The sequence below is a fragment of the Pseudomonas putida W15Oct28 genome, from assembly GCF_000708715.2.
GTDB classification, from domain to species: Bacteria; Pseudomonadota; Gammaproteobacteria; order Pseudomonadales; family Pseudomonadaceae; genus Aquipseudomonas; species Aquipseudomonas putida_R.
The window spans coordinates 166035-183687 of record NZ_JENB01000009.1 but is presented as its reverse complement, the minus strand read 5'-3'; the positions used below and the strand labels follow the sequence as shown (position 1 = coordinate 183687).

General features: G+C 63.1%; 17 protein-coding genes. 3 read left to right on the top strand and 14 right to left on the bottom strand.

The window, feature by feature from the left end; all coding sequences use genetic code 11:
* The 9 genes from AK81_RS08700 to ubiE all read right to left on the bottom strand — a co-directional run.
* On the bottom strand, nucleotides 1-581 hold a 581-nt coding region (locus tag AK81_RS08700; RefSeq protein ID WP_043198306.1), incomplete at its 3' end, for a 16S rRNA (uracil(1498)-N(3))-methyltransferase.
* Nucleotides 578-1366 (bottom strand): twin-arginine translocase subunit TatC, encoded by a 789-nt coding sequence (gene tatC, locus AK81_RS08695; RefSeq protein WP_043198305.1) that lies wholly within the window; start codon nucleotides 1364-1366, stop codon nucleotides 578-580. The genes tatC and AK81_RS08700, both read right to left, overlap by 4 nt.
* Entirely contained in the window at nucleotides 1363-1740 is a 378-nt protein-coding gene (tatB, locus tag AK81_RS08690; protein WP_043198304.1) for a Sec-independent protein translocase protein TatB, read from the bottom strand. Before tatB ends, tatC begins: the two co-directional genes overlap by 4 nt.
* Before the next feature lie 3 nt (nucleotides 1741-1743).
* On the bottom strand, nucleotides 1744-2013 hold the full coding sequence (locus tag AK81_RS08685) for a twin-arginine translocase TatA/TatE family subunit (protein WP_043198303.1): 270 nt from the start codon (nucleotides 2011-2013) through the stop codon (nucleotides 1744-1746).
* A 164-nt stretch (nucleotides 2014-2177) separates the two neighbouring features.
* Nucleotides 2178-2513, bottom strand: a complete 336-nt coding sequence (locus AK81_RS08680; protein WP_016489563.1) for a phosphoribosyl-ATP diphosphatase — start codon at nucleotides 2511-2513, stop codon at nucleotides 2178-2180.
* A 1-nt stretch (nucleotide 2514) separates the two neighbouring features.
* Nucleotides 2515-2907, bottom strand: a complete 393-nt coding sequence (gene hisI, locus AK81_RS08675) for a phosphoribosyl-AMP cyclohydrolase (RefSeq protein ID WP_019472588.1) — start codon at nucleotides 2905-2907, stop codon at nucleotides 2515-2517.
* Between the two features lie 72 nt (nucleotides 2908-2979).
* The gene (gene ubiB, locus AK81_RS08670; protein WP_043198301.1) at nucleotides 2980-4602 is read right to left on the bottom strand and encodes a ubiquinone biosynthesis regulatory protein kinase UbiB; all 1623 of its coding nucleotides are present in this window, start codon (nucleotides 4600-4602) and stop codon (nucleotides 2980-2982) included.
* Entirely contained in the window at nucleotides 4599-5222 is a 624-nt protein-coding gene (locus AK81_RS08665; RefSeq protein ID WP_043198298.1) for a ubiquinone biosynthesis accessory factor UbiJ, read from the bottom strand. Before AK81_RS08665 ends, ubiB begins: the two co-directional genes overlap by 4 nt.
* A complete protein-coding gene (gene ubiE, locus AK81_RS08660; protein WP_043198296.1) occupies nucleotides 5222-5992 on the bottom strand; it encodes a bifunctional demethylmenaquinone methyltransferase/2-methoxy-6-polyprenyl-1,4-benzoquinol methylase UbiE in 771 nt (256 codons plus the stop codon). The genes AK81_RS08665 and ubiE overlap by 1 nt, the downstream gene beginning before the upstream one ends.
* A gap of 124 nt (nucleotides 5993-6116) precedes the next feature.
* On the opposite strand from ubiE, the gene AK81_RS08655 reads away from it, so the two are divergent.
* Nucleotides 6117-6392, top strand: coding sequence for a polyhydroxyalkanoic acid system family protein (locus AK81_RS08655; RefSeq protein ID WP_019472591.1), 276 nt, complete (start codon nucleotides 6117-6119; stop codon nucleotides 6390-6392).
* 12 nt (nucleotides 6393-6404) lie between these two features.
* Here AK81_RS08655 and AK81_RS08650 read toward each other — a convergent pair whose 3' ends face one another.
* Nucleotides 6405-11102: a DUF6543 domain-containing protein gene (locus tag AK81_RS08650; RefSeq protein ID WP_043198292.1), complete on the bottom strand. Its 4698-nt coding sequence runs from the start codon at nucleotides 11100-11102 to the stop codon at nucleotides 6405-6407.
* Nucleotides 11103-11277: 175 nt separating this feature from the next.
* Between AK81_RS08650 and AK81_RS08645 the strand changes: the two genes are divergently transcribed.
* Together AK81_RS08645 and AK81_RS08640 are read left to right on the top strand one after the other, a co-directional pair.
* Nucleotides 11278-11697: a phasin family protein gene (locus tag AK81_RS08645; RefSeq protein ID WP_043198290.1), complete on the top strand. Its 420-nt coding sequence runs from the start codon at nucleotides 11278-11280 to the stop codon at nucleotides 11695-11697.
* A gap of 10 nt (nucleotides 11698-11707) precedes the next feature.
* Nucleotides 11708-12484, top strand: coding sequence for a phasin family protein (locus AK81_RS08640; RefSeq protein ID WP_043198288.1), 777 nt, complete (start codon nucleotides 11708-11710; stop codon nucleotides 12482-12484).
* A 168-nt stretch (nucleotides 12485-12652) separates the two neighbouring features.
* Here the strand turns inward: AK81_RS08640 and AK81_RS08635 are convergent, their stop codons facing one another.
* The 4 genes from AK81_RS08635 to phaC (AK81_RS08620) all read right to left on the bottom strand — a co-directional run bounded on the left by AK81_RS08635 (nucleotide 12653) and on the right by phaC (AK81_RS08620) (nucleotide 17599).
* Entirely contained in the window at nucleotides 12653-13267 is a 615-nt protein-coding gene (locus AK81_RS08635) for a TetR/AcrR family transcriptional regulator (protein WP_043198286.1), read from the bottom strand.
* A 13-nt stretch (nucleotides 13268-13280) separates the two neighbouring features.
* Nucleotides 13281-14963 carry a class II poly(R)-hydroxyalkanoic acid synthase gene (gene phaC / locus AK81_RS08630; RefSeq protein ID WP_043198284.1) on the bottom strand — a complete coding sequence of 561 codons (1683 nt, stop codon included), beginning with the start codon at nucleotides 14961-14963 and terminating at the stop codon, nucleotides 13281-13283.
* Nucleotides 14964-15005: 42 nt separating this feature from the next.
* Complete coding sequence (gene phaZ, locus AK81_RS08625; RefSeq protein WP_016501982.1) at nucleotides 15006-15857, bottom strand: poly(3-hydroxyalkanoate) depolymerase; 852 nt, start codon at nucleotides 15855-15857, stop codon at nucleotides 15006-15008.
* 62 nt (nucleotides 15858-15919) lie between these two features.
* Nucleotides 15920-17599 (bottom strand): class II poly(R)-hydroxyalkanoic acid synthase, encoded by a 1680-nt coding sequence (phaC, locus tag AK81_RS08620; protein ID WP_043198283.1) that lies wholly within the window; start codon nucleotides 17597-17599, stop codon nucleotides 15920-15922.
* Nucleotides 17600-17653: the final 54 nt, after the last annotated feature.

Here is a 17653-nt window from a genome sequence, read left to right as displayed (position 1 = left end):
GGGCCGATGGCCAGGGTTACGGTTTGTTCCACGGCACGCGGGCAGGCGGGGTAGGGGCCGGGGTGGCCGACCAGGCCCAGGGTACCAGCGGCGATGGCGGGCAGGCGGTCTTCGACGAAAGGCTTGAAGCGTTTTTCGATGATCACCTCGGGCAGCACCGTGTCACGCGCCTGTTCCAGGCCGAGGATCAGGTTGTCGCGAATGCTCTCGGGCTGCAGGAACGGCGTTTGCCAGAAGCTTTTCTCGACCTTGTAGCTGTTCACCAGGATCAGCCGCGATACGCCGAGGGTGGCCACGGTCTGGAACAGCCGCCGCAGCATTTTTGGTCGCGGCACCGCCAGTATCAGGGTCAACGGCAGCTTGGCCGGTGGCGGTTGGTCGAACGCCACTTCAAGTTCGGCTTCGTGCTTTTCCAGGCGCAGCACCGTGGCTTTGCCCATCAGGCCATTGATGCGGCCCACGCGCAGGTTGTCGCCCACCGCAACACGGTGGATTTCCTGCATGTGGGTGAAACGCCGATCAGCAAGAACGACGCGGTCGGCCGAGACGAAGTCGGCCTCTTCAAGGAGCAACAGATTCACGGTTGGGTCGCTGGTGGCTGATCGTTGTGGTCGTTGGCTTCTTCGTCGTGGGCGCTGCGCTTGCGGATCAGGCTACCGCACAGCACGCCAACCTCGAACAGCAGCCACATGGGCACGGCCAGCAGGGTCTGGGAGAAGATGTCCGGCGGGGTGAGGATCATGCCGACCACGAAGCAGCCGATGATCACGTAAGGGCGGATCTTCTTCAGGTACTTCACGTCGACCACGCCGATCCACACCAGCAGCACCACTGCCACCGGGATTTCGAAGGCGACGCCAAAGGCGAAGAACAGCGTCATCACGAAGTCGAGGTAGTTGGCGATGTCGGTCATCATTGCCACGCCTGCCGGGGTGGCGGCGGCAAAGAAACTGAACATCAGCGGGAACACCAGGAAATAGGCAAAGGCCATACCGGCGTAGAACAGCAGAATGCTCGACACCAGCAGCGGAATGGCGATGCGCCTTTCATGGCGGTACAGACCCGGTGCGATGAAGCCCCAGATCTGCTGCAGGATGAACGGGATCGCCAGGAACAGCGAGACGATCATGGTCAGCTTGAACGGCGTCAGGAACGGCGAGGCCACATCGGTGGCGATCATCGTCGCGTTGGCCGGCAAATGGTCGCGCAGCGGCGCCGAGACCAAGGTGTAGATCTGCTGGGCGAAGGAAAACAGCCCGGCAAAGATCAGGAAAATGACGGCAACGCATCGCAGCAGGCGGGTGCGCAGTTCGGTCAGGTGCGAGACCAGCGGCATTGGCTGGTCGTGTTCCGGATTTTCGCTCATGGGGCTCGCGGCGGTTGAGGCGGTTCAGAAGGCGCGGCCGGGGCGGCAGGTGTATCGACCGGCCTGGCCTCAAGCCCGGCAGGCGGCTGCACGCTGGCCGTGGTTACGGGCGGCTGCGCCGATGGGGTCATCGGGTTGAGGATGCGCCTGGCTTCCTCTTCCATCTGCAGGATGTGCTCGTTGTGCAACTGGCGGCGGATGTCGTCGGCGCCAATTTCGCGCTCGACTTCCATCTTGATGCTGTTGAAGCTGCGTTTGAGCCGGCCGATCCACAGGCCTGCGGTGCGCGCGGCACCGGGCAGGCGCTCGGGGCCGAGCACCAGCAAGGCGACCAAGCCTACGAGTAGCAGCTCGCTGAAACTGATGCCGAACATGGGTCAGTCTTTCCGTTGCGGCTCTTGGACCGGTTGGGCCTGGCCTTCGATGGTATGGCCCTGCGGCTGGGCGGTGTTTTGCACCGGTGGCACAGGCTGGGCAGGCGGCGGAGTCTGCTCGGCCGGCTTGATCTCTTCTTCGTTCATGGCCTTGCGGAAGCCCTTTATCGATTCGCCCAGGTCACTGCCGAAGTTTTTCAGCTTCTTGGTGCCGAACACCAGGACCACGACGACCAGCAGGACGATCCAGTGTTTCCAGTCAAAAATACCCATTTCGTACTCCTGAAATTTACAGGTACAGCAAATCTGTCTGGCAGCGCGATCCCTTGTGGGAGCGGGTTTACCCGCGAACACCGGCGCAGCCGGTGCCATATACCGCGTTGCATTCTTCGCGGGTGAACCCGCTCCCACAGGGGCATGCAGTGCCCCCAAAAACATCAGGCAGATGGCTGGCGTGCGGCCTTCTCATCGTGCCCCGAAAGCCCGAAACGGCGATCCAGTTCGTCGAGCACGGCTTGTGGATGCTGGCCCAGCGCGCTGAGCATCACCAGGCTATGAAACCACAGGTCGGCGGTTTCGTAGATGACATCGCTGTAATCCTTGCTGACGGCAGCATCCTTGGCGGCAATGATCGTTTCGACCGACTCTTCGCCGAGCTTTTCGAGGATCTTGTTCAGGCCCTTGTGGTACAGGCTGGCCACGTAGGAGCTGTCAGGCGCCGCTTGCTTGCGTTCTTCAAGCACTTCGGCCAGGCGGTTGAGGGTGTCGCTCATGTCAGTGTCCTGCGCTGTAGATGGCATCCGGGTCCTTCAGGACCGGGTCGACGATTTTCCACTGGCCGTCTTCAAAGACGCGGTAGAAACAGCTTTCACGGCCGGTATGGCAGGCGATATGGCCCAGTTGCTCGACCATCAGGATGATCACGTCGGCGTCGCAGTCCAGGCGCAGCTCATGCAGTTTCTGCACGTGCCCGGATTCCTCGCCTTTACGCCACAGCTTGCCACGCGAACGCGACCAGTAGATGGCGCGTTGCTCGGTGGCGGTCAGGGCCAGCGATTCACGGTTCATCCAGGCCATCATCAGCACGCGTCCGGTCTTGTGGTCCTGGGCGATTGCCGGTACCAGGCCATCGCTGTTCCACTTGATCTCGTCCAGCCAGTCTTTCATCGTCGACTCCAAAGCGGGCCCGCTCCTGTATCGGGCCCTTTGCGCTAGTGTGCCAGCCACAGGCGCGGCTGGCTATTGGCGCACGATCAGGTAAAGGCCTGCAGCCAGCATCAGCCAGGCCGGCCAGGCAGCAGGGGCGGCCAGGCTGGCGGCCTCGGCGGCGCCAGCGGCCAGCACCGCGCCGCCACCGAGCAGTCCGGCGCCCAGCAGGCGGAGCGCCCAGCGGTCACCCTGGCGGCGGCGTTCCGGCAGTTGCGGATCGTTCAGGTGTGGCTGCGACAGGCGTTCGAGCAGATCGCGGGCCATGTTGGCCAGGTGTGGCAGCTGCTCGACCTGGCCATGAATGTTGCCGAACACGGCCTTGGGGCTGTAGCGGTCGCGCATCCAGCGCTCAAGGAACGGTTTGGCGGTGCTCCACAGGTCCAGGTCGGGGTACAGCTGGCGGCCCAGGCCCTCGATGTTGAGCAGGGTCTTCTGCAGCAGCACCAGCTGCGGCTGCACTTCCATGTTGAAGCGCCGCGCGGTCTGGAACAGGCGCATCAGCACCTGGCCGAAGGAAATATCCTTCAACGGTTTTTCGAAGATCGGCTCGCACACGGTGCGGATTGCCGCTTCGAATTCGTTGACCTTGGTGTGTGCCGGCACCCAGCCCGAGTCGATGTGCAACTGAGCGACGCGGCGGTAGTCACGCTTGAAGAAGGCAATCAGGTTGCGCGCCAGGTAATCCTGGTCCTCGGCGGTGAGGCTGCCGACGATGCCGCAGTCGATGGCGATGTACTGCGGGCTCCACGGCTTGACCGTGCTGACGAAGATGTTGCCCGGGTGCATGTCGGCATGGAAGAAGCTGTCGCGGAACACCTGGGTGAAGAACACCTCTACGCCGCGCTCAGCGAGCAGCTTCATGTCGGTACGCTGGTCGGCCAGGGTGGCCATGTCGGTGACCGGCACGCCGTAGATGCGCTCCATCACCAGCACTTTCGGGCGGCACAGGTCCCAGTAGACCTGGGGCACGTACATCAGCTCGGAGCCTTCGAAGTTGCGCCGCAGCTGGCTGGCGTTGGCAGCCTCGCGCAGCAGGTCGAGCTCGTCGTAGATGGTTTTTTCGTAGTCGCCGACGATTTCCACCGGGTGCAGGCGGCGGGCATCGGCCGAAGCACGTTCGGCAGCCTTGGCGATCAGGAACAGCCAGGCCAGGTCCTGGGCGATGACCGGCTTCAGGCCCGGGCGTACCACCTTGACCACCACCTCTTCGCCGGTTTTCAGGCGTGCGGCGTGTACCTGGGCCACCGAGGCCGAGGCCAGCGGTTCGACGTCGAAACGGCTGAACACCTCGCCAACCTTCGCGCCCAGCTGCGCTTCAATCAGTGCCACGGCCTGTTTCGGGTCGAACGGCGGCACGCGGTCCTGCAGCAGCATCAGCTCGTCGGCGATGTCGGTGGGCAGCAGGTCGCGACGGGTGGACAGCAACTGGCCGAACTTGATGAAGATCGGGCCCAGGTCCTGCAGCGCCAGGCGCAGGCGCGCGCCACGGCTGAGTTCGGTGGGTTTGCGTGGCAGCCAGCGCCACGGCATCAGCAGGCGCAGGCTGGCCAGCCACCAGGGCAGCAATGGCTGTTCGAACAGCAGGTCATCGAGACGGTAGCGGATCACCACACGCTGGATGCGAAAAAGACGGCGGACGGCGAGCAGCTTCATGCGTTTTCGCTGGTATCAAGGGATCGGGAGAGGCGCTTGAGGCGCGCCTCGAGGCGTTCTGTGTCGAGCTTCAGTGCATCGAGTTCGCTGAAGGCGGCTTCGGCTTCGCGCTTGCCTACCAGGGTGCGGGACTCTTCGGCCAGGTACTCGGAAAGGTTTTGGCTGAAGCGCGCCAGGCCCTGGCGGGTCCAGCGTGCACGCAGGCGGATGTGGCCTGCCAGCATTGCCGTGGCGACCGGGCCGAGCCAGCGTTGCAGCTCGTGCTCCCAGTCCAGCTCCAGGTCCTGCAGTACGCCGAACAGGTCGAGCAGCACGGCGCTGTCGCCATGCAGTTCGACCTGTGGGCTGTGCAGCACGGCGGTCTTGTCACTGGCCAGGGCCAGTTGCACCAGGCTGCCGGCCGGTGCGCGCAGGCTGCAGTCGACCTCGCCTTCCCAGTGGGCGGCGAGCATCAGGCCGTCTTCATCGGGCAGGATGAAGACCTGCAGGGCCGGTTGGCGGCAGTCGATCTCGATGACCTTGCCTTCCAGCGCGGCCAGCCGCGGCAGGGCCGTGCTGTCCATGCGCAGGACGCGGTTCAGGCCATGTTCGACGCTGGCGAGCAGCCCGGCCAGCAGCATCAGGGTTTGATCCCCCGGTGCACGGCAACGATGCCGCTGGTCATGTTGTGGTAGGTGACGCGGTCGAAACCGGCCTCGACCATCATGCTCTTCAGGGTTTCCTGGTCCGGGTGCATGCGGATCGATTCGGCGAGGTAACGGTAGCTTTCCGAGTCGTTGGTGATCAGCTTGCCGGCCAGCGGCATGAAGGCGAACGAATAGGCGTCGTAGGCCTTGGACATCAGCTTGCTGGTCGGTTTGGAGAATTCCAGGATCAGCAGGCGGCCACCGGGCTTGAGCACGCGCAGCATCGAACGGATGGCTTCGTCCTTGTGGGTGACGTTGCGCAGGCCGAAAGCGATGGTCACGCAGTCGAAGTGGTTGTCCGGGAACGGCAGTTTTTCGGCGTCGGCCTGGACGAACTCGATGTTGCCGGCCACACCACGGTCCAGCAGGCGGTCACGGCCAACCTTGAGCATCGAATCGTTGATGTCGGCCAGCACCACCTGGCCCGTCGGGCCGACCAGGCGCGAGAACTTGGCGGCCAGGTCACCGGTACCGCCGGCGATGTCCAGCACCCGGTTGCCGCTGCGCACGCCCGACAGCTCGATGGTAAAGCGCTTCCACAGGCGGTGCATGCCGCCGGACAGCACATCGTTCATCAGGTCGTACTTGGCTGCCACAGAGTGGAACACTTCGGCGACTTTTTTCGCCTTCTGGCTTTCAGGTACGTCCTGGTAGCCAAAGTGGGTGGTGGGTTCGGCGTGGTCGCCTTTGCGCTGGTCGTTCATATCGCTTCACCGGAAAAAATTACCGCCATTCTAGGGCGAACGGGCGGATTTGTCTTGGCGGGGTGTGCCAGTGGGCAGGGGCGGGCATAATGCCAATTATGTCTTCATCTTCAGGAACACCCGCATGACCCAGATCAGCGTCGAACGCAAACACTCCCTCGGCCGCGATGCTGCCCGCGCCAAGGCGCAAGCGCTGGTCGACAAGCTCAGCCGCGAATACGACCTCAAGGCCACCTGGAACGGTGACCGGGTCGATGTGGCACGCAGCGGCGCCAACGGCAGCGTGCACATTGGCGAAGACATCATCCGTGTGGAGCTGAAGCTCGGCATGATGCTGTCGATGATGAGCGGCACCATCAAGGGTGAAATCGAGCGGGCGCTGGACAAGGCGCTGGCCTGACACCCGCTGCTGTCAGTTGTCGGGGAACGGGATAAGGTCCTCGATCTGCTCCAGACGCAGGTCACCCCGATAGATGTGATAGCGCTCCGTGGGCGCCAGGGCCCGTTGCAACTGCTCGTCACGGCTCATGGCGTCCGGGAACTTCAAGTGCCCTTTGGCGAAGCGCCGGGCATCGGCATTGGCGCTGGTGTAGTGGAAATGCGCCTCCCAGAGCTTCTGCCTGGGTTGCAGACGATAAACGTCATACACATCCAGAAAATCATTGGCCTTGAGCTTCTTGCGGCTTTTGCCCGATCTGACTTCCACCTCGTGCGCTTCCAGCAGGAAACGCAAGGCCTTGCTGTCCGGGTGCCGGGTGCCAAGGTAGGCGCTGGTCAACAGGCGCTTTTTTTCTGCCTGTACCTCGGTAATTGCCTGATCCAGCCGGGTGGCCAGTGCGTGGCCTTGCTCGGGGCCGGTACGCAACTGCGCGGCGACCTCCGACATGTCCTGTACATAGAAATCCAGCTGGTCGGCCAGGCTGTTGGGCCCGTCCAGATGGCGGGAGGCATGGGTGATCCTTGCGGTTTTCTGCGCCAGCAGGTCATTGCCGGTACGGCGCAGGCGAGCGTAGTCAGGTGCTGGCACCTTTTGCGGCACTGCTTCCCAGTGGTCGCCCTGTTGCTGATAACGCGCAACGGTCTGTTCGGTCAGCGGGTCGATCTGCACGGCTTCGCTGCCTTCCTCGGCTTCCTCGACGATCAGGGATCTGCCCCGGGCAGTGCGAATGACCTTGCGCCTGACGGGGCGCACCTTGTGGGTCAGCGGCTGTTCGGTCACCGCCTCCTGCGCGTCGGCTGCCGCAGAAACGAAGGCAAGGTCATGCTCCGTGAGGTTGATCAGTGCATTCAGTTCAGCGATGTATTCATTGAGCTTGCTGCTGTCCACCGCCGGGATGTTGCGTGACAGCAGATACTCGGCATTGCCCAGTGACAGTTTGTACTCGCGCAGCGCGCTTTCCAGCGGCTCCTTCTGCTGCTCTGGCTTGAGGTTGGCCGCAGCCAGGCTGTCGTGGCTCAGCAGTGCCTCATGCAGATACCTGCCGCGCAGGTTTTTTTGCGCGAGCAGGATGCTCTCGAAATTGTCTGCGGTCAGTTGGTCTCTGTTCACGGTCAACTGATTCAGGTCGCTCAGAATCTGGGCCCTGGTGATCAGCGTCGAGTAACGCCGGTTGTTGATGATGCTATCGAGCTTCTTGCGCTTGCCTGAGAACTGGATTTGCCCATCTGTCAGTGCCTCGACGAGGTTCTGGTCGAGGCGTTGGCTGACGTTGAACAGGCGCCTATGGGTAGCCAGTGCGGCCTCGACGTTCTTGCTGTAGCCCAGGTACAACTGGGCCTGCTCCTGGCCGAAAGGTAGCTGCACAAGCCGGCGTGACTGGGTCTTGAGCGCTTCATAGTCATTCATGTCGAGCAGGCGGCGGAACTGCTGCAGGTCGGCGGTCAGCAACTGCTCCCACCACTGGCCACGGGCATAGGAAGCGGCGGCCTTGGGGTCGAACCTGGCGTATTTCGGGTCGCTCATGCTGGCGTAAAGCTGCGCCTGCTCCCGTATCAGCCCGGCCTGTTTTTCGTAGGTGAGTGCCAGTATATCGATGTTTGCGTGTGCCTCGTTGCGCAGCAGCCGTAGCGCTTGCCGCCGTTCTTGCAGCTCGTCCGGCAGGTTGTCGAGGGTGACGCCGGGTAAATCATCCAGGGACTTTTGGAAGGCCAGATGCGCCTGGTCATAGGTTTTTATACGTTCCAGGTAGCCATCGAGGAACGCTTCCGTGCTGGTGAGTTTCTTGTCATTGGCCACTCGGCTTTCCAGCATTTTCCTGAAGGCTTCTTTTTTCTCGTCGATCAGCGCCTTGGCCGTTTTCGGCATGCCGCCCGCCAGTTGCAGGTCGAGCATCCATTCGCCGTTCCAGCGTGTCAGCCAAGGCCCATTGCTGCGCTCGCGGCCAGCAATGTAGTAGCCGTCCGGCTCTGCCCCCCAGGTCTGCGACCATTCGCTCTCGCTGACTTGTGGGCCAATGATGCGCATACCGCTATAGCGCTCTTCGACTTCGTAGGCGACATCCTGCAGCTTTACGTAGTAACGCTCGTCAACCTTGTACAAACCACGCATGCGGCCGCTGGCCAGCGCACTCTGCCCGGTCAGGCTGACCTTGGCGCGCAGGGTGTCGAGCGCCGCGCGGGCTTCACGGGGCAGGTTGCCGAGCCGCTGGTCGCGGCCCCATTGGCTGACGTTGAGCGCGGCAGGGCGGGGTTGCTCGGTGGGGGAGTGCCAGGCTGCTTCCTCCGGTGGCTGCTGTGCAGTTGCGCCCCAAACGCGGCGCGGCCTGGGTTGAGGTGGCAGTGCAGGTTCGGGGTTGGTAGTACCTGGCCCATGGGCCAACAGCATGGCCAGGTTCAGCAGGATGTCGGCAGCGGCGAGCAACTTTTCTTCGGTACTGCCTTGGGTCAGTGCTGTCAGGTCATCCTTGATGCTGAGCAGGGCTGTGACCAACCAGGCCAGCAGGCCGGCAGGCCCTCGTAGCAGGGGCGTGACCGTGTTGAACGCCAGCCATGCGAACTGCACGACCAGCGCCCAGCGCTGCTGGGCATTCGAGGTGCTCTGCCGTGCGGCCAGCAACAGCAGCACCTCAGCCCTTGCCTCAAACATCATCCTGTCCAGATCGCCAACCCATGGCTTGAACGCCAGGGTGACAGGGGCCCTCAGGCGCTCAATGGCATCAGCGGCCATGGCGGAACCGGGCCCCAGCAGGTGAGCCATTTCAGTGAGGCCGGCATGCAGGTGCGGGTGGCTGAAGCCATCATTGGCATAAATGGGGTGGGCGTCGTCATCCAGCCAGGCGAGGATGTGCTGTTGCAAGGCGTGCTCGGTCCGGATGGCTGTCATCAATTGCCGGGGGCTGTCGAACTGCCTGACGGCCTGGGCTGTGAACATGGGGCGGTAAAGTACCCAGGTCCCTGTGGCGGGCACCTCGATGATGAACATGCCATGCACCCGGTTGGCCTTCGGGCCACCCGGCACGCTGTTGAATGCCAGCGCAGCCAGGTTCAGCGATGTGCTGACATGGGCGTTACGGCGGCAAAAGTCTGCGATTGCCTGCCAGGCTGGTTCGCTCAACTGCCCAGCGATCTTTGCCTGAAGCGCGCTCAGCCGCAGGGCGCCACGCCATTCCTGGGCAAAGTGTTGGCGGCGTTTGTCGGTGTCGGCACCCGCTTGCAACTGGTCGTGAACAAATTGCGGATACACGCCACCAACGTCCACGGTGGTGACCAATGCATTGACATAGTCAAGGTCCAGCCAGCCGTTCGGCGCCTGTTGATCGGCCATTTGAATGCCTGAAGCAACCTGGTCACTGCCCAGGGGCAGGCGCGAGATGGCCAGTTCGGTCAGGCTGATGGTTTTCAGGTATTCAAGCCTCGCTGGCCCCGCAGAGGACACCTGCACCACCTGTGAAATCGTGATCTGCACCTGATCAGGGTCGTACGGCACATGGGCCGGGTGGTCGTCGCGCATTTGCTCGCGTAGACGGCGAACCGTGAATTGCTGCAAGTCTTCGATGCCGTCCAGGGATGATTCACCCTGTGCCAGCATTTGCTCTGCCGACAGATCCAGCAGCGCCATGTGGTATTGGAACCGATCCGTCGTCGTGGCGTTCTCCAGCCACTCAGGCAGCGTGATCGCGGGTGTCGATTGCTCGAGGTGGAAGCAAGCCGGGAATGCTGATGAAGGATCGCTCAGCCGGCTGAACACATCCTCCATATCACGGGTTTGCTCCATAGCGCCCAGTTGCACGCGGTCAATCTGTTGCAGCATTGCGTTGAGCAGTTGCCGGGCCTGATAGCCGAACGGGTCTTCGGCCAGTGCCGTGCAGGCCCAGGACATCGTGTCGAACGCATGTCGCTCGCAAAGCTCGTCGCGCAAGGCGACGGCGAAGGCCGGGAGCCCGTTGAAGCCGCGTACGGTGCCAGAGGGTTTGCACCACAAGACCAGGTCGCGCGCCTCTTTTTTGCCAGTGACGAGCAGGTCCGGCAATACCTCATGCATCGTGCTGCCCTGGGTGTTCAACGAAACCTGCAAACCCTGCACGTTTGCCGATGTGCTGGTGTGAGCGAGCACGGCGTAGAGCAAGGCTTTCTGATCGCTGTCCAGGCCTTGGCGTTCAAGCGTGGCGAGCAGTGCGGCCTTCAGCACCTGCTGCATCCAGCGCAGGCGGGTTACATCCGAGTCACCTTCGCGGCTGTTCCAGAAACTGACCTGTGCCTGCTGAAATGCCTCGCAGAGGGTCGCCAGCATATCGTCGAAGGCCGTGTTCAGGTCGCCCATGCGAATGTCGATGGTCGGCGCTGCTGCCTGGGGGCGAAAGATGGCGGGAGGGTCCAGGCTGAGCTGGTCCGTGGGCTTGAGCGCCATGGGCTGGCCGGTGAGGAAATGCTCAAGCAATGTGTCGACCAGGTTGCCTGGCTGTGTCGGTGGTTCTTCGTCCGGGCCAGGCAGGATGCTGAAGCCCTTCAACGACCGCAACTGCGGGTGGTTGTTGCGGGTCCACGGGTAGCGTGCGGCGAGTGCGTCGAAGCCAGCGGCGGCAACGACCTCGCGCAAGCTGGGGCGATTGGCGAACTGCATCGCTACCCGTTGCCTGAACGATGTAGCTGGCGTGGTCGGTGTCAGGGGCATGGCAAAGGCTCCGGTAAAAGGGAGCCGAATGCTGGAACGCCAGCCTGCAGCAGCTGCGGTAGATACATCAGTGCGGCGATCTTAGGGTGAAGATTCTAATTCCTGGCCCTACCTTATGCTCAAGCCCAACCTCCATGGGCGGTTCTCCTCCACTCATGAGCATGAGGTACAGAGCATGACCAAAGTGACTGTGAAGAAAAAGGACGACGCCCCGGGTACGCTGGGCGAAGTGCGTGGCTACGCGCGCAAGATCTGGCTGGCTGGCATCGGCGCGTATGCGCGGGTCGGCCAGGAAGGCTCCGACTACTTCCAGGAGCTGGTCAAGGCCGGCGAAGGCGTCGAGAAGCGCGGCAAGAAACGCATCGACAAAGAGCTCGATGCTGCCAACCACCAGATCGACGAAGCTGCTGAAGAAGTCAGCCGCGTACGCGGCAAGGTAGAAATTCAACTCGACAAGATCGAAAAAGCTTTCGACGCACGGGTAGGGCGCGCCTTGAATCGCCTCGGCATTCCGTCTAAACATGACGTTGAGGCGTTGTCGGTCAAGCTTGAACAGCTGCACGAGCTGCTTGAGCGCGTCGCGCACAAACCATAAGGAGAGCAGGATGGCTGGCAAGAAGAATACCGAAAAAGAAGGCAGCTCCTGGGTCGGCGGGATCGAGAAGTACTCCCGCAAGATCTGGCTGGCGGGGCTGGGTATCTATTCGAAAGTCGACCAGGACGGCCCGAAGCTGTTCGACTCGCTGGTGAAAGATGGCGAGAAGGCCGAGAAGCAGGCGAAGAAGACGGCTGAAGATGTCGCCGAAACTGCCAAGTCGTCGACCACTTCGCGCGTGTCTGGCGTGAAGGACCTCGCGCTGGGCAAGTGGAGCGAACTCGAAGAGGCCTTCGACAAGCGCCTGAACAGCGCCATCTCGCGCCTGGGCGTGCCGAGCCGCAACGAGATCAAGGCCCTGCACCAGCAGGTGGACAGCCTGACCAAGCAGATCGAGAAGCTGACCGGTGCTTCGGTTACGCCGATTTCGTCGCGCACTGCCGCCGCCAAGCCGGCTGCGAGCAAGGCAGCGGCCAAACCACTGGCCAAGGCAGCAGCGACCAAGCCTGCGGCGAAAACCGCGGCGGCCAAACCTGCAGCTAAAACGGCAGCGGCCAAGCCTGCGGCCAAACCTGTAGCGGCCAAGCCTGCGGCGAAACCGGCAGCGGCCAAGCCAGCGGCAGCGAAGAAACCTGCGGTGAAGAAAGCCCCGGCCAAACCGGCCGCCGCCAAGCCAGCAGCCCCAGCGGCCAACGCCGCACCGGCCGCTACCGCCGCACCGGCACCTGCCGCCGCCCCGGCCAGCAGCGCGCCATCGGCACCAACGGGCACCGGTACCCTGATCTGATACCGCGTCGCCTTCTTCGCGGGCTTGCCCGCTCCCACAGAAACAGCGCCGATCAGCCAGTCAGTGCAGTCCCTGTGGGAGCCACAGGAACAGCGCCGATCAGCAGGTCAGCGCTGGCCCTGTGGGAGCGGGCATGCCCGCGAAGGCCCCAGCGCCGAAACAGCAGGTTTACCCCTCCAGATAGCGTACCGCCAACTGCTCCGCCGCTGCCCGCGCCTGGGCCTGCAGATGCGGCGCCACCAGCATCATCACCTGGTACACCACAATCCCCACATCCGCCTCGCGCCCCAGCACCCGCTGGTAATCCAGCGAGAACAGCAGCGTCATTGAGATCTGTTCCACCAGTTGCCCCAACGCCTGGGTCTCACTCTCTACCAACCCCTGGCCCTTGAGGCTGGCCAGCAACGCCGCCAGCGTACGCTTGAGGGCATTGATCAGGCTGCGCATGCCGCGTGCCAGCTTGGGCAGGCGGCCGGTGAGGTTGGACAGGTCCTGGAACAGAAAACGGTACTGGGCCATGTGCTCGACAATCAGGTGCAGGAACAGCCAGTAGTCCTCAGCCTCCAGGCGTACGTCCAGGGGCGGGTCGAGCAGGGGCATCAGCGCATCCTCGAAGCGCTCGAACAGGCCCAGCACCAAGGGCTCCTTGCCGTGGAAGTGGTAGTACAGGTTGCCCGGGCTGATGCCCAGTTCGTTGGCAATCTCCAGGGTGGATACGTTCGGTTCGCCCTGCTGGTTGAACAGCTGCAGGGCGCATTCGAGGATACGGTCGCGGGTCTTCATCCAGTCGTTGGGCTCATCGGGTCAGGACATAGGTGCCTGGCGCCGGGCCGAGCAGTGGATAGGTACTGTTGCCCAGCTCGGTACGGGGAGCCTTGAGCGGGCCGGAGCGCGGCGTGATCCATTCCAGCCACAAGGGCCACCAGCTGCCGTCGCTGCGTTTGGCCTCGTAGAACCAGGCGCGCGGGTCCCCTGAAAGTTTCGGGTTTTCCAGGTAGTAGGCCTTGGGGTTGCCCGGCGGGTTGATGATGCTCTGGATGTGCCCGCTGTTGGCCAGCACGAAACGCCGGTCGCCCCCGAGCAGCAAGGCCGAGCGATACACGGCGTCCCACGGGGTGATGTGATCGTTGCTGCCGGCCACGGTAAAGCTGTCCAGGTCAACCTGCTTGAGGTCGATGGGCGTGCCACACACTTCAAGGCCAGCCGGGTGGGTGAGCGGGTTGTGCTTGAAAAAGTCCAGCAAGTCGCCGTGCAGTGCTGCGGGCAGGCGCGTGTTGTCGGCGTTCCAGTAGAGGATGTCGAACGCGGGTGGGGCTTTGCCCAACAGGTAGTTGTTGACCCAGTAGTTCCAGATCAGGTCGTTGGGGCGCATCCAGGCGAAAATCCTGGCGACTTCGCCGCCGTCCAGCACGCCCCGTTGATAGGAACGGCGCTTGGCGGCCTCGACGGTCTGCTCGTCGGCGAACAGGCTGGCCGGGCTGTCGAACTTGCTGTCGAGCAGGCTGACCAGGTAAGTGGCGCTGCGGATCTTGCGCAGCTGATGCTTGGCCTGCAGGTGGCCCTGCAGGGCGGCCATGGTCAGCCCGCCGGCGCAGGCACCCATCAGGTTGGGGTCGCGGTTGCCGCTGATGCTGCGGCAGGCGTTGAGTGCTTCTTCCAGGGCCTGTACGTAGGAGGACAGGCCCCACTCGCGGTGGCGCGGGTCGGGGTTGCGCCAACTGATCATGAACACCTGCAGGCCGTTCTTGAGCATGTACTGGACGAAGCTGTTGTGCGCCTGCATGTCGAAGATATAGAACTTGTTGATTTGCGGCGGCACCACCAGCAAGGGCCTGGCGTGCTGTTTTTCGCTCATCGGCTTGTACTGGATCAGCTCCAGCAGCTCGTTGCGAAACACCACCGCGCCGGGCGTCGCCGCCAGGCTGCCACCCACCTCGAAGGCGCGTTCGTCCACTTGGCGCGGCAGGCCGTCATTGTGGCGCAAGTCGTCGAGCAGGTGGGCCACGCCACGCACCAGGCTTTGCCCGCCGGTGTTCAGCAGCTCTTTGACCGCCAGCGGGTTGAGCAGCGAGTTGCTCGGTGCCAGGGCGTCATTGATCATGCCGAACAGAAAGTGCGCACGGGCCCGGTCATCATCGTCCAGGTGGCTTTCGTCGATCCATTGGCGCGTCTGCTTCTGCCAGGCCAGATAGGCCTGCAGCCCCCGGCGATAAAACGGGTTCTGGCTCCAGGTCGGGTCGCTGAAGCGGCCGTCCCGAGGGTTGGGCTGGTAGGGCGTGTCGCCCAGCATCACGCGGCCCAGCTGGCTGCCGAACGCCAACAGGTGCCGCGCCGTGTGCAGCGGGTTGGTCAAGCCGTGGCGGCCGACCCTGCGCAGGGTCGACACCAGGTCGCGCCCGCGCAGGCCGAGTATGGCGTTTTGCACGTTCATGCTGGTGGCGGGAAGCGTTTTCGTTCCTTTGGCCGGTTTGTCTGTCATGGCAACACTCCCTCGTCTTACCCGATGCTTGGGCAGCGACAATCAACCGCCAGAGGCGGGGCGCGGGTGCATGACCGCGCGCTGACGTTCTTCCTGGAGAAACTTCATGATGATCGGTGCGACGGCCTCGGCCCGGGTAATCAGGAACAGGTGGCCATCGTCGATTATGTGTAGCTGGGCATTTGGAATCCGCCAGGCCAGCAGGCGCATGTTGATCAGCGGGATCAGCGGGTCGTCGTCACCGGCCAGCACCAGCGTCGGCTGGTGGATCTTGTGCAGCCAGTGGATGCTGGTCCAGCCCAGGCCGGCAAACAGCTGCCAGTAGTAGCCCAGCTTGCCGCCGGAGCGCACCTTGGACGCATGGTGCATGGCCAGGTCCGGGTCGCGGCGGAAGGCGCCGCCGTAGATCAGCGGTGCTATGCGGATCACATGGGAAGGCTGCACGTAGCGCCTGGGGCTGGCCATCATCCACAAGACTTTAGGTTTGCCCGGCACCATGACTGCGCCGGCGGCAGTGGCGGCCAGCACCAGTTTCTTGCAGCGCTCCGGGTAGTCGTGGGCAAACTGCTGGGCCAGGGCGCCGCCCCAGGACACACCGATGGCGCTGACCTGGCCGTAGTCCAGGTAATCGAGCATGCGCGCGGTCAGCTTGGCCAGGCCAGGAAAGCGATAAGGGTGACGCGGGGTGGATGAACCACCCACACCGGGCACGTCGAAGGCGATGACCTCCAGGTCCGGGTCCAGCGCCTCGATGAACGGGAACACCAGCTCCAGGTTGGCGCCGATGCCGTTGAAGATCAGCAACGGTGTCAGGTGCGGCTTGCCCGGGCGCACGGCGGTGCGAATGGACTGGTCGTCCAGTTCGACGGTCCTGAAGATGTAGGGTTCCGGCATGCGTTCGACTCTGTCGTGAAAAAAGTGCCGTGGCGCCCTCATGGCGACCACGGCAACGCAACTCAACGCTCGTGAACGTAGGTGCCTGGTGAAGCTTCGCCAGCGGCATACGCGCGGTTGCCCAGGCGGGTCGGTGCTTTTTTCAGCTCCCCGGCACGTTCGCTCAGCCAGCTCTGCCAGTGCAGCCACCAGGAGTCGGCGTGCTTGGTGGCGTTTTCCTGCCAGGCCAGAGGGTCACCCGGGCGATCAGCACCGGTCATGAAGCGCGACTTGGGGTTGCCTGGCGGGTTGAGGATGCTCTGGATGTGGCCGCTGTTGGACAGCACGAACTCGATCTTGCCACCAAACAAGTGCGCCGAGCGGTAGCACGATTGCCACGGGGTGATGTGGTCGGCGGTGCCGGCAACGCTGAAGATGTCGCAGTGCACGTTTTTCAGGTCGATCGGCGTGCCGCACACTTCCAGTGCGTCCGAGCGGATCAGTGGGTTGCTCTTGAACATTTCGATCAGGTCGCCGTGGAAGGCGGCCGGCAGGCGTGTGGTGTCGTTGTTCCAGAACAGGATGTCGAACACCGGCGGCTCGTTGCCGAGCAGGTAGTTGTTCACCCAGTAGTTCCAGATCAGATCGTTGGGGCGCATCCAGGCGAACACCTTGGCCATCTCGCTGCCTTCCAGCACGCCGGCCTGGTAGGAGTGGCGCTTGGCGGCTTCCAGGGTCTGCTCGTCGACGAACAATGCGACCTGGTTGTCCATGGTGGTGTCCAGCACGCTGACCAGCAGGGTCAGGGCATTGACCTTGTTTTCGCCAATCGCGGCATAGTGGCCCACCAGCGCGGTGCAGGTGATGCCGCCAGAGCAGGCACCGAGCATGTTCAGGTCTTTGCTGCCGGTAATCGCCAGCACCGCGTCGACGGCTTCCTTGAGCGCATCGATGTAGGTGGACAGGCCCCACTCACGCTGGGCCTTGGTCGGGTTGCGCCAGCTGATGATGAAGGTTTGCTGCTGCGAACGCAGGCAGTAGCGCGCCAGGCTCTTTTCCGGGCTCAGGTCGAATACGTAGAACTTGTTGATCTGCGGTGGCACCACCAGCAGCGGGCGGGCGTGCACCTGTTCGGTGATGGGGCTGTACTGGATCAGCTCGAGCACATCGTTGCGGTACACCACCGCGCCTTCACTGGTGCCCAGGTTCTTGCCCACCTCGAAGGCGTCCATGTTCACCTGGCTGGGCATGCCGCCGTTGTTGACCATGTCCTTGGCCAGGTTGGACAGGCCATCGAGCAGGCTTTTGCCGCCTGTTTCGAAGAAGCGTTTGACCGCTGCCGGGTTGGACAAGGTATTGGTCGGCGCCATGGCTTCGGTCATCAGGTTGATGACGAACTGGCCGCGGCTGATGTCCTGGGGTGGCAGGTCGCTGTTGCCGATCCAGTCCTGCAGCTCCTTGCGCCAGGCCAGGTAGGTTTGCAGGTAGCGGCGGTACAGCGGGTTGTTGCTCCAGGCCGGGTCGTTGAACCGGCGGTCGTCGCTTTCCGGGGCCAGGCTGGACTTGCCCAGCAGCACGTTCTTCAGCTCCAGGCCAAAGTGGGCCACATGCTTGGCGCTGTGCAGCGGTTGGCGCACGGCCTGGCGCAGCACGGTGCGTGCCGAACTCAGCAGGTCCTTGCGGCGAATGCCGATGACCGGGTTAAGCCCCAGGGTGTTTTCCGAGGCCTGCCGCTGCAGCTCATCGTTGTTCTTGTTACTCATCTACGACGCTCCGTTGTCCTGAGACGAGTACCGGTTGCTGTGGCAGGTGCACAG

Bases quoted from the DNA above. Each gene is read 5' to 3' on its own strand.
- tatC (WP_043198305.1), bottom strand. From the start codon at position 1,366: ATGAGCGAAAATCCGGAACACGACCAGCCAATGCCGCTGGTCTCGCAC.
- tatB (WP_043198304.1), bottom strand. From the start codon at position 1,740: ATGTTCGGCATCAGTTTCAGCGAGCTGCTACTCGTAGGCTTGGTCGCC.
- AK81_RS08685 (WP_043198303.1), bottom strand. From the start codon at position 2,013: ATGGGTATTTTTGACTGGAAACACTGGATCGTCCTGCTGGTCGTCGTG.
- AK81_RS08680 (WP_016489563.1), bottom strand. From the start codon at position 2,513: ATGAGCGACACCCTCAACCGCCTGGCCGAAGTGCTTGAAGAACGCAAG.
- hisI (WP_019472588.1), bottom strand. From the start codon at position 2,907: ATGAAAGACTGGCTGGACGAGATCAAGTGGAACAGCGATGGCCTGGTA.
- ubiB (WP_043198301.1), bottom strand. From the start codon at position 4,602: ATGAAGCTGCTCGCCGTCCGCCGTCTTTTTCGCATCCAGCGTGTGGTG.
- AK81_RS08665 (WP_043198298.1), bottom strand. From the start codon at position 5,222: ATGCTGCTGGCCGGGCTGCTCGCCAGCGTCGAACATGGCCTGAACCGC.
- ubiE (WP_043198296.1), bottom strand. From the start codon at position 5,992: ATGAACGACCAGCGCAAAGGCGACCACGCCGAACCCACCACCCACTTT.
- AK81_RS08655 (WP_019472591.1), top strand. From the start codon at position 6,117: ATGACCCAGATCAGCGTCGAACGCAAACACTCCCTCGGCCGCGATGCT.
- AK81_RS08650 (WP_043198292.1), bottom strand. From the start codon at position 11,102: ATGCCCCTGACACCGACCACGCCAGCTACATCGTTCAGGCAACGGGTA.
- AK81_RS08645 (WP_043198290.1), top strand. From the start codon at position 11,278: ATGACCAAAGTGACTGTGAAGAAAAAGGACGACGCCCCGGGTACGCTG.
- AK81_RS08640 (WP_043198288.1), top strand. From the start codon at position 11,708: ATGGCTGGCAAGAAGAATACCGAAAAAGAAGGCAGCTCCTGGGTCGGC.
- AK81_RS08635 (WP_043198286.1), bottom strand. From the start codon at position 13,267: ATGAAGACCCGCGACCGTATCCTCGAATGCGCCCTGCAGCTGTTCAAC.
- phaC (WP_043198284.1), bottom strand. From the start codon at position 14,963: ATGACAGACAAACCGGCCAAAGGAACGAAAACGCTTCCCGCCACCAGC.
- phaZ (WP_016501982.1), bottom strand. From the start codon at position 15,857: ATGCCGGAACCCTACATCTTCAGGACCGTCGAACTGGACGACCAGTCC.
- phaC (WP_043198283.1), bottom strand. From the start codon at position 17,599: ATGAGTAACAAGAACAACGATGAGCTGCAGCGGCAGGCCTCGGAAAAC.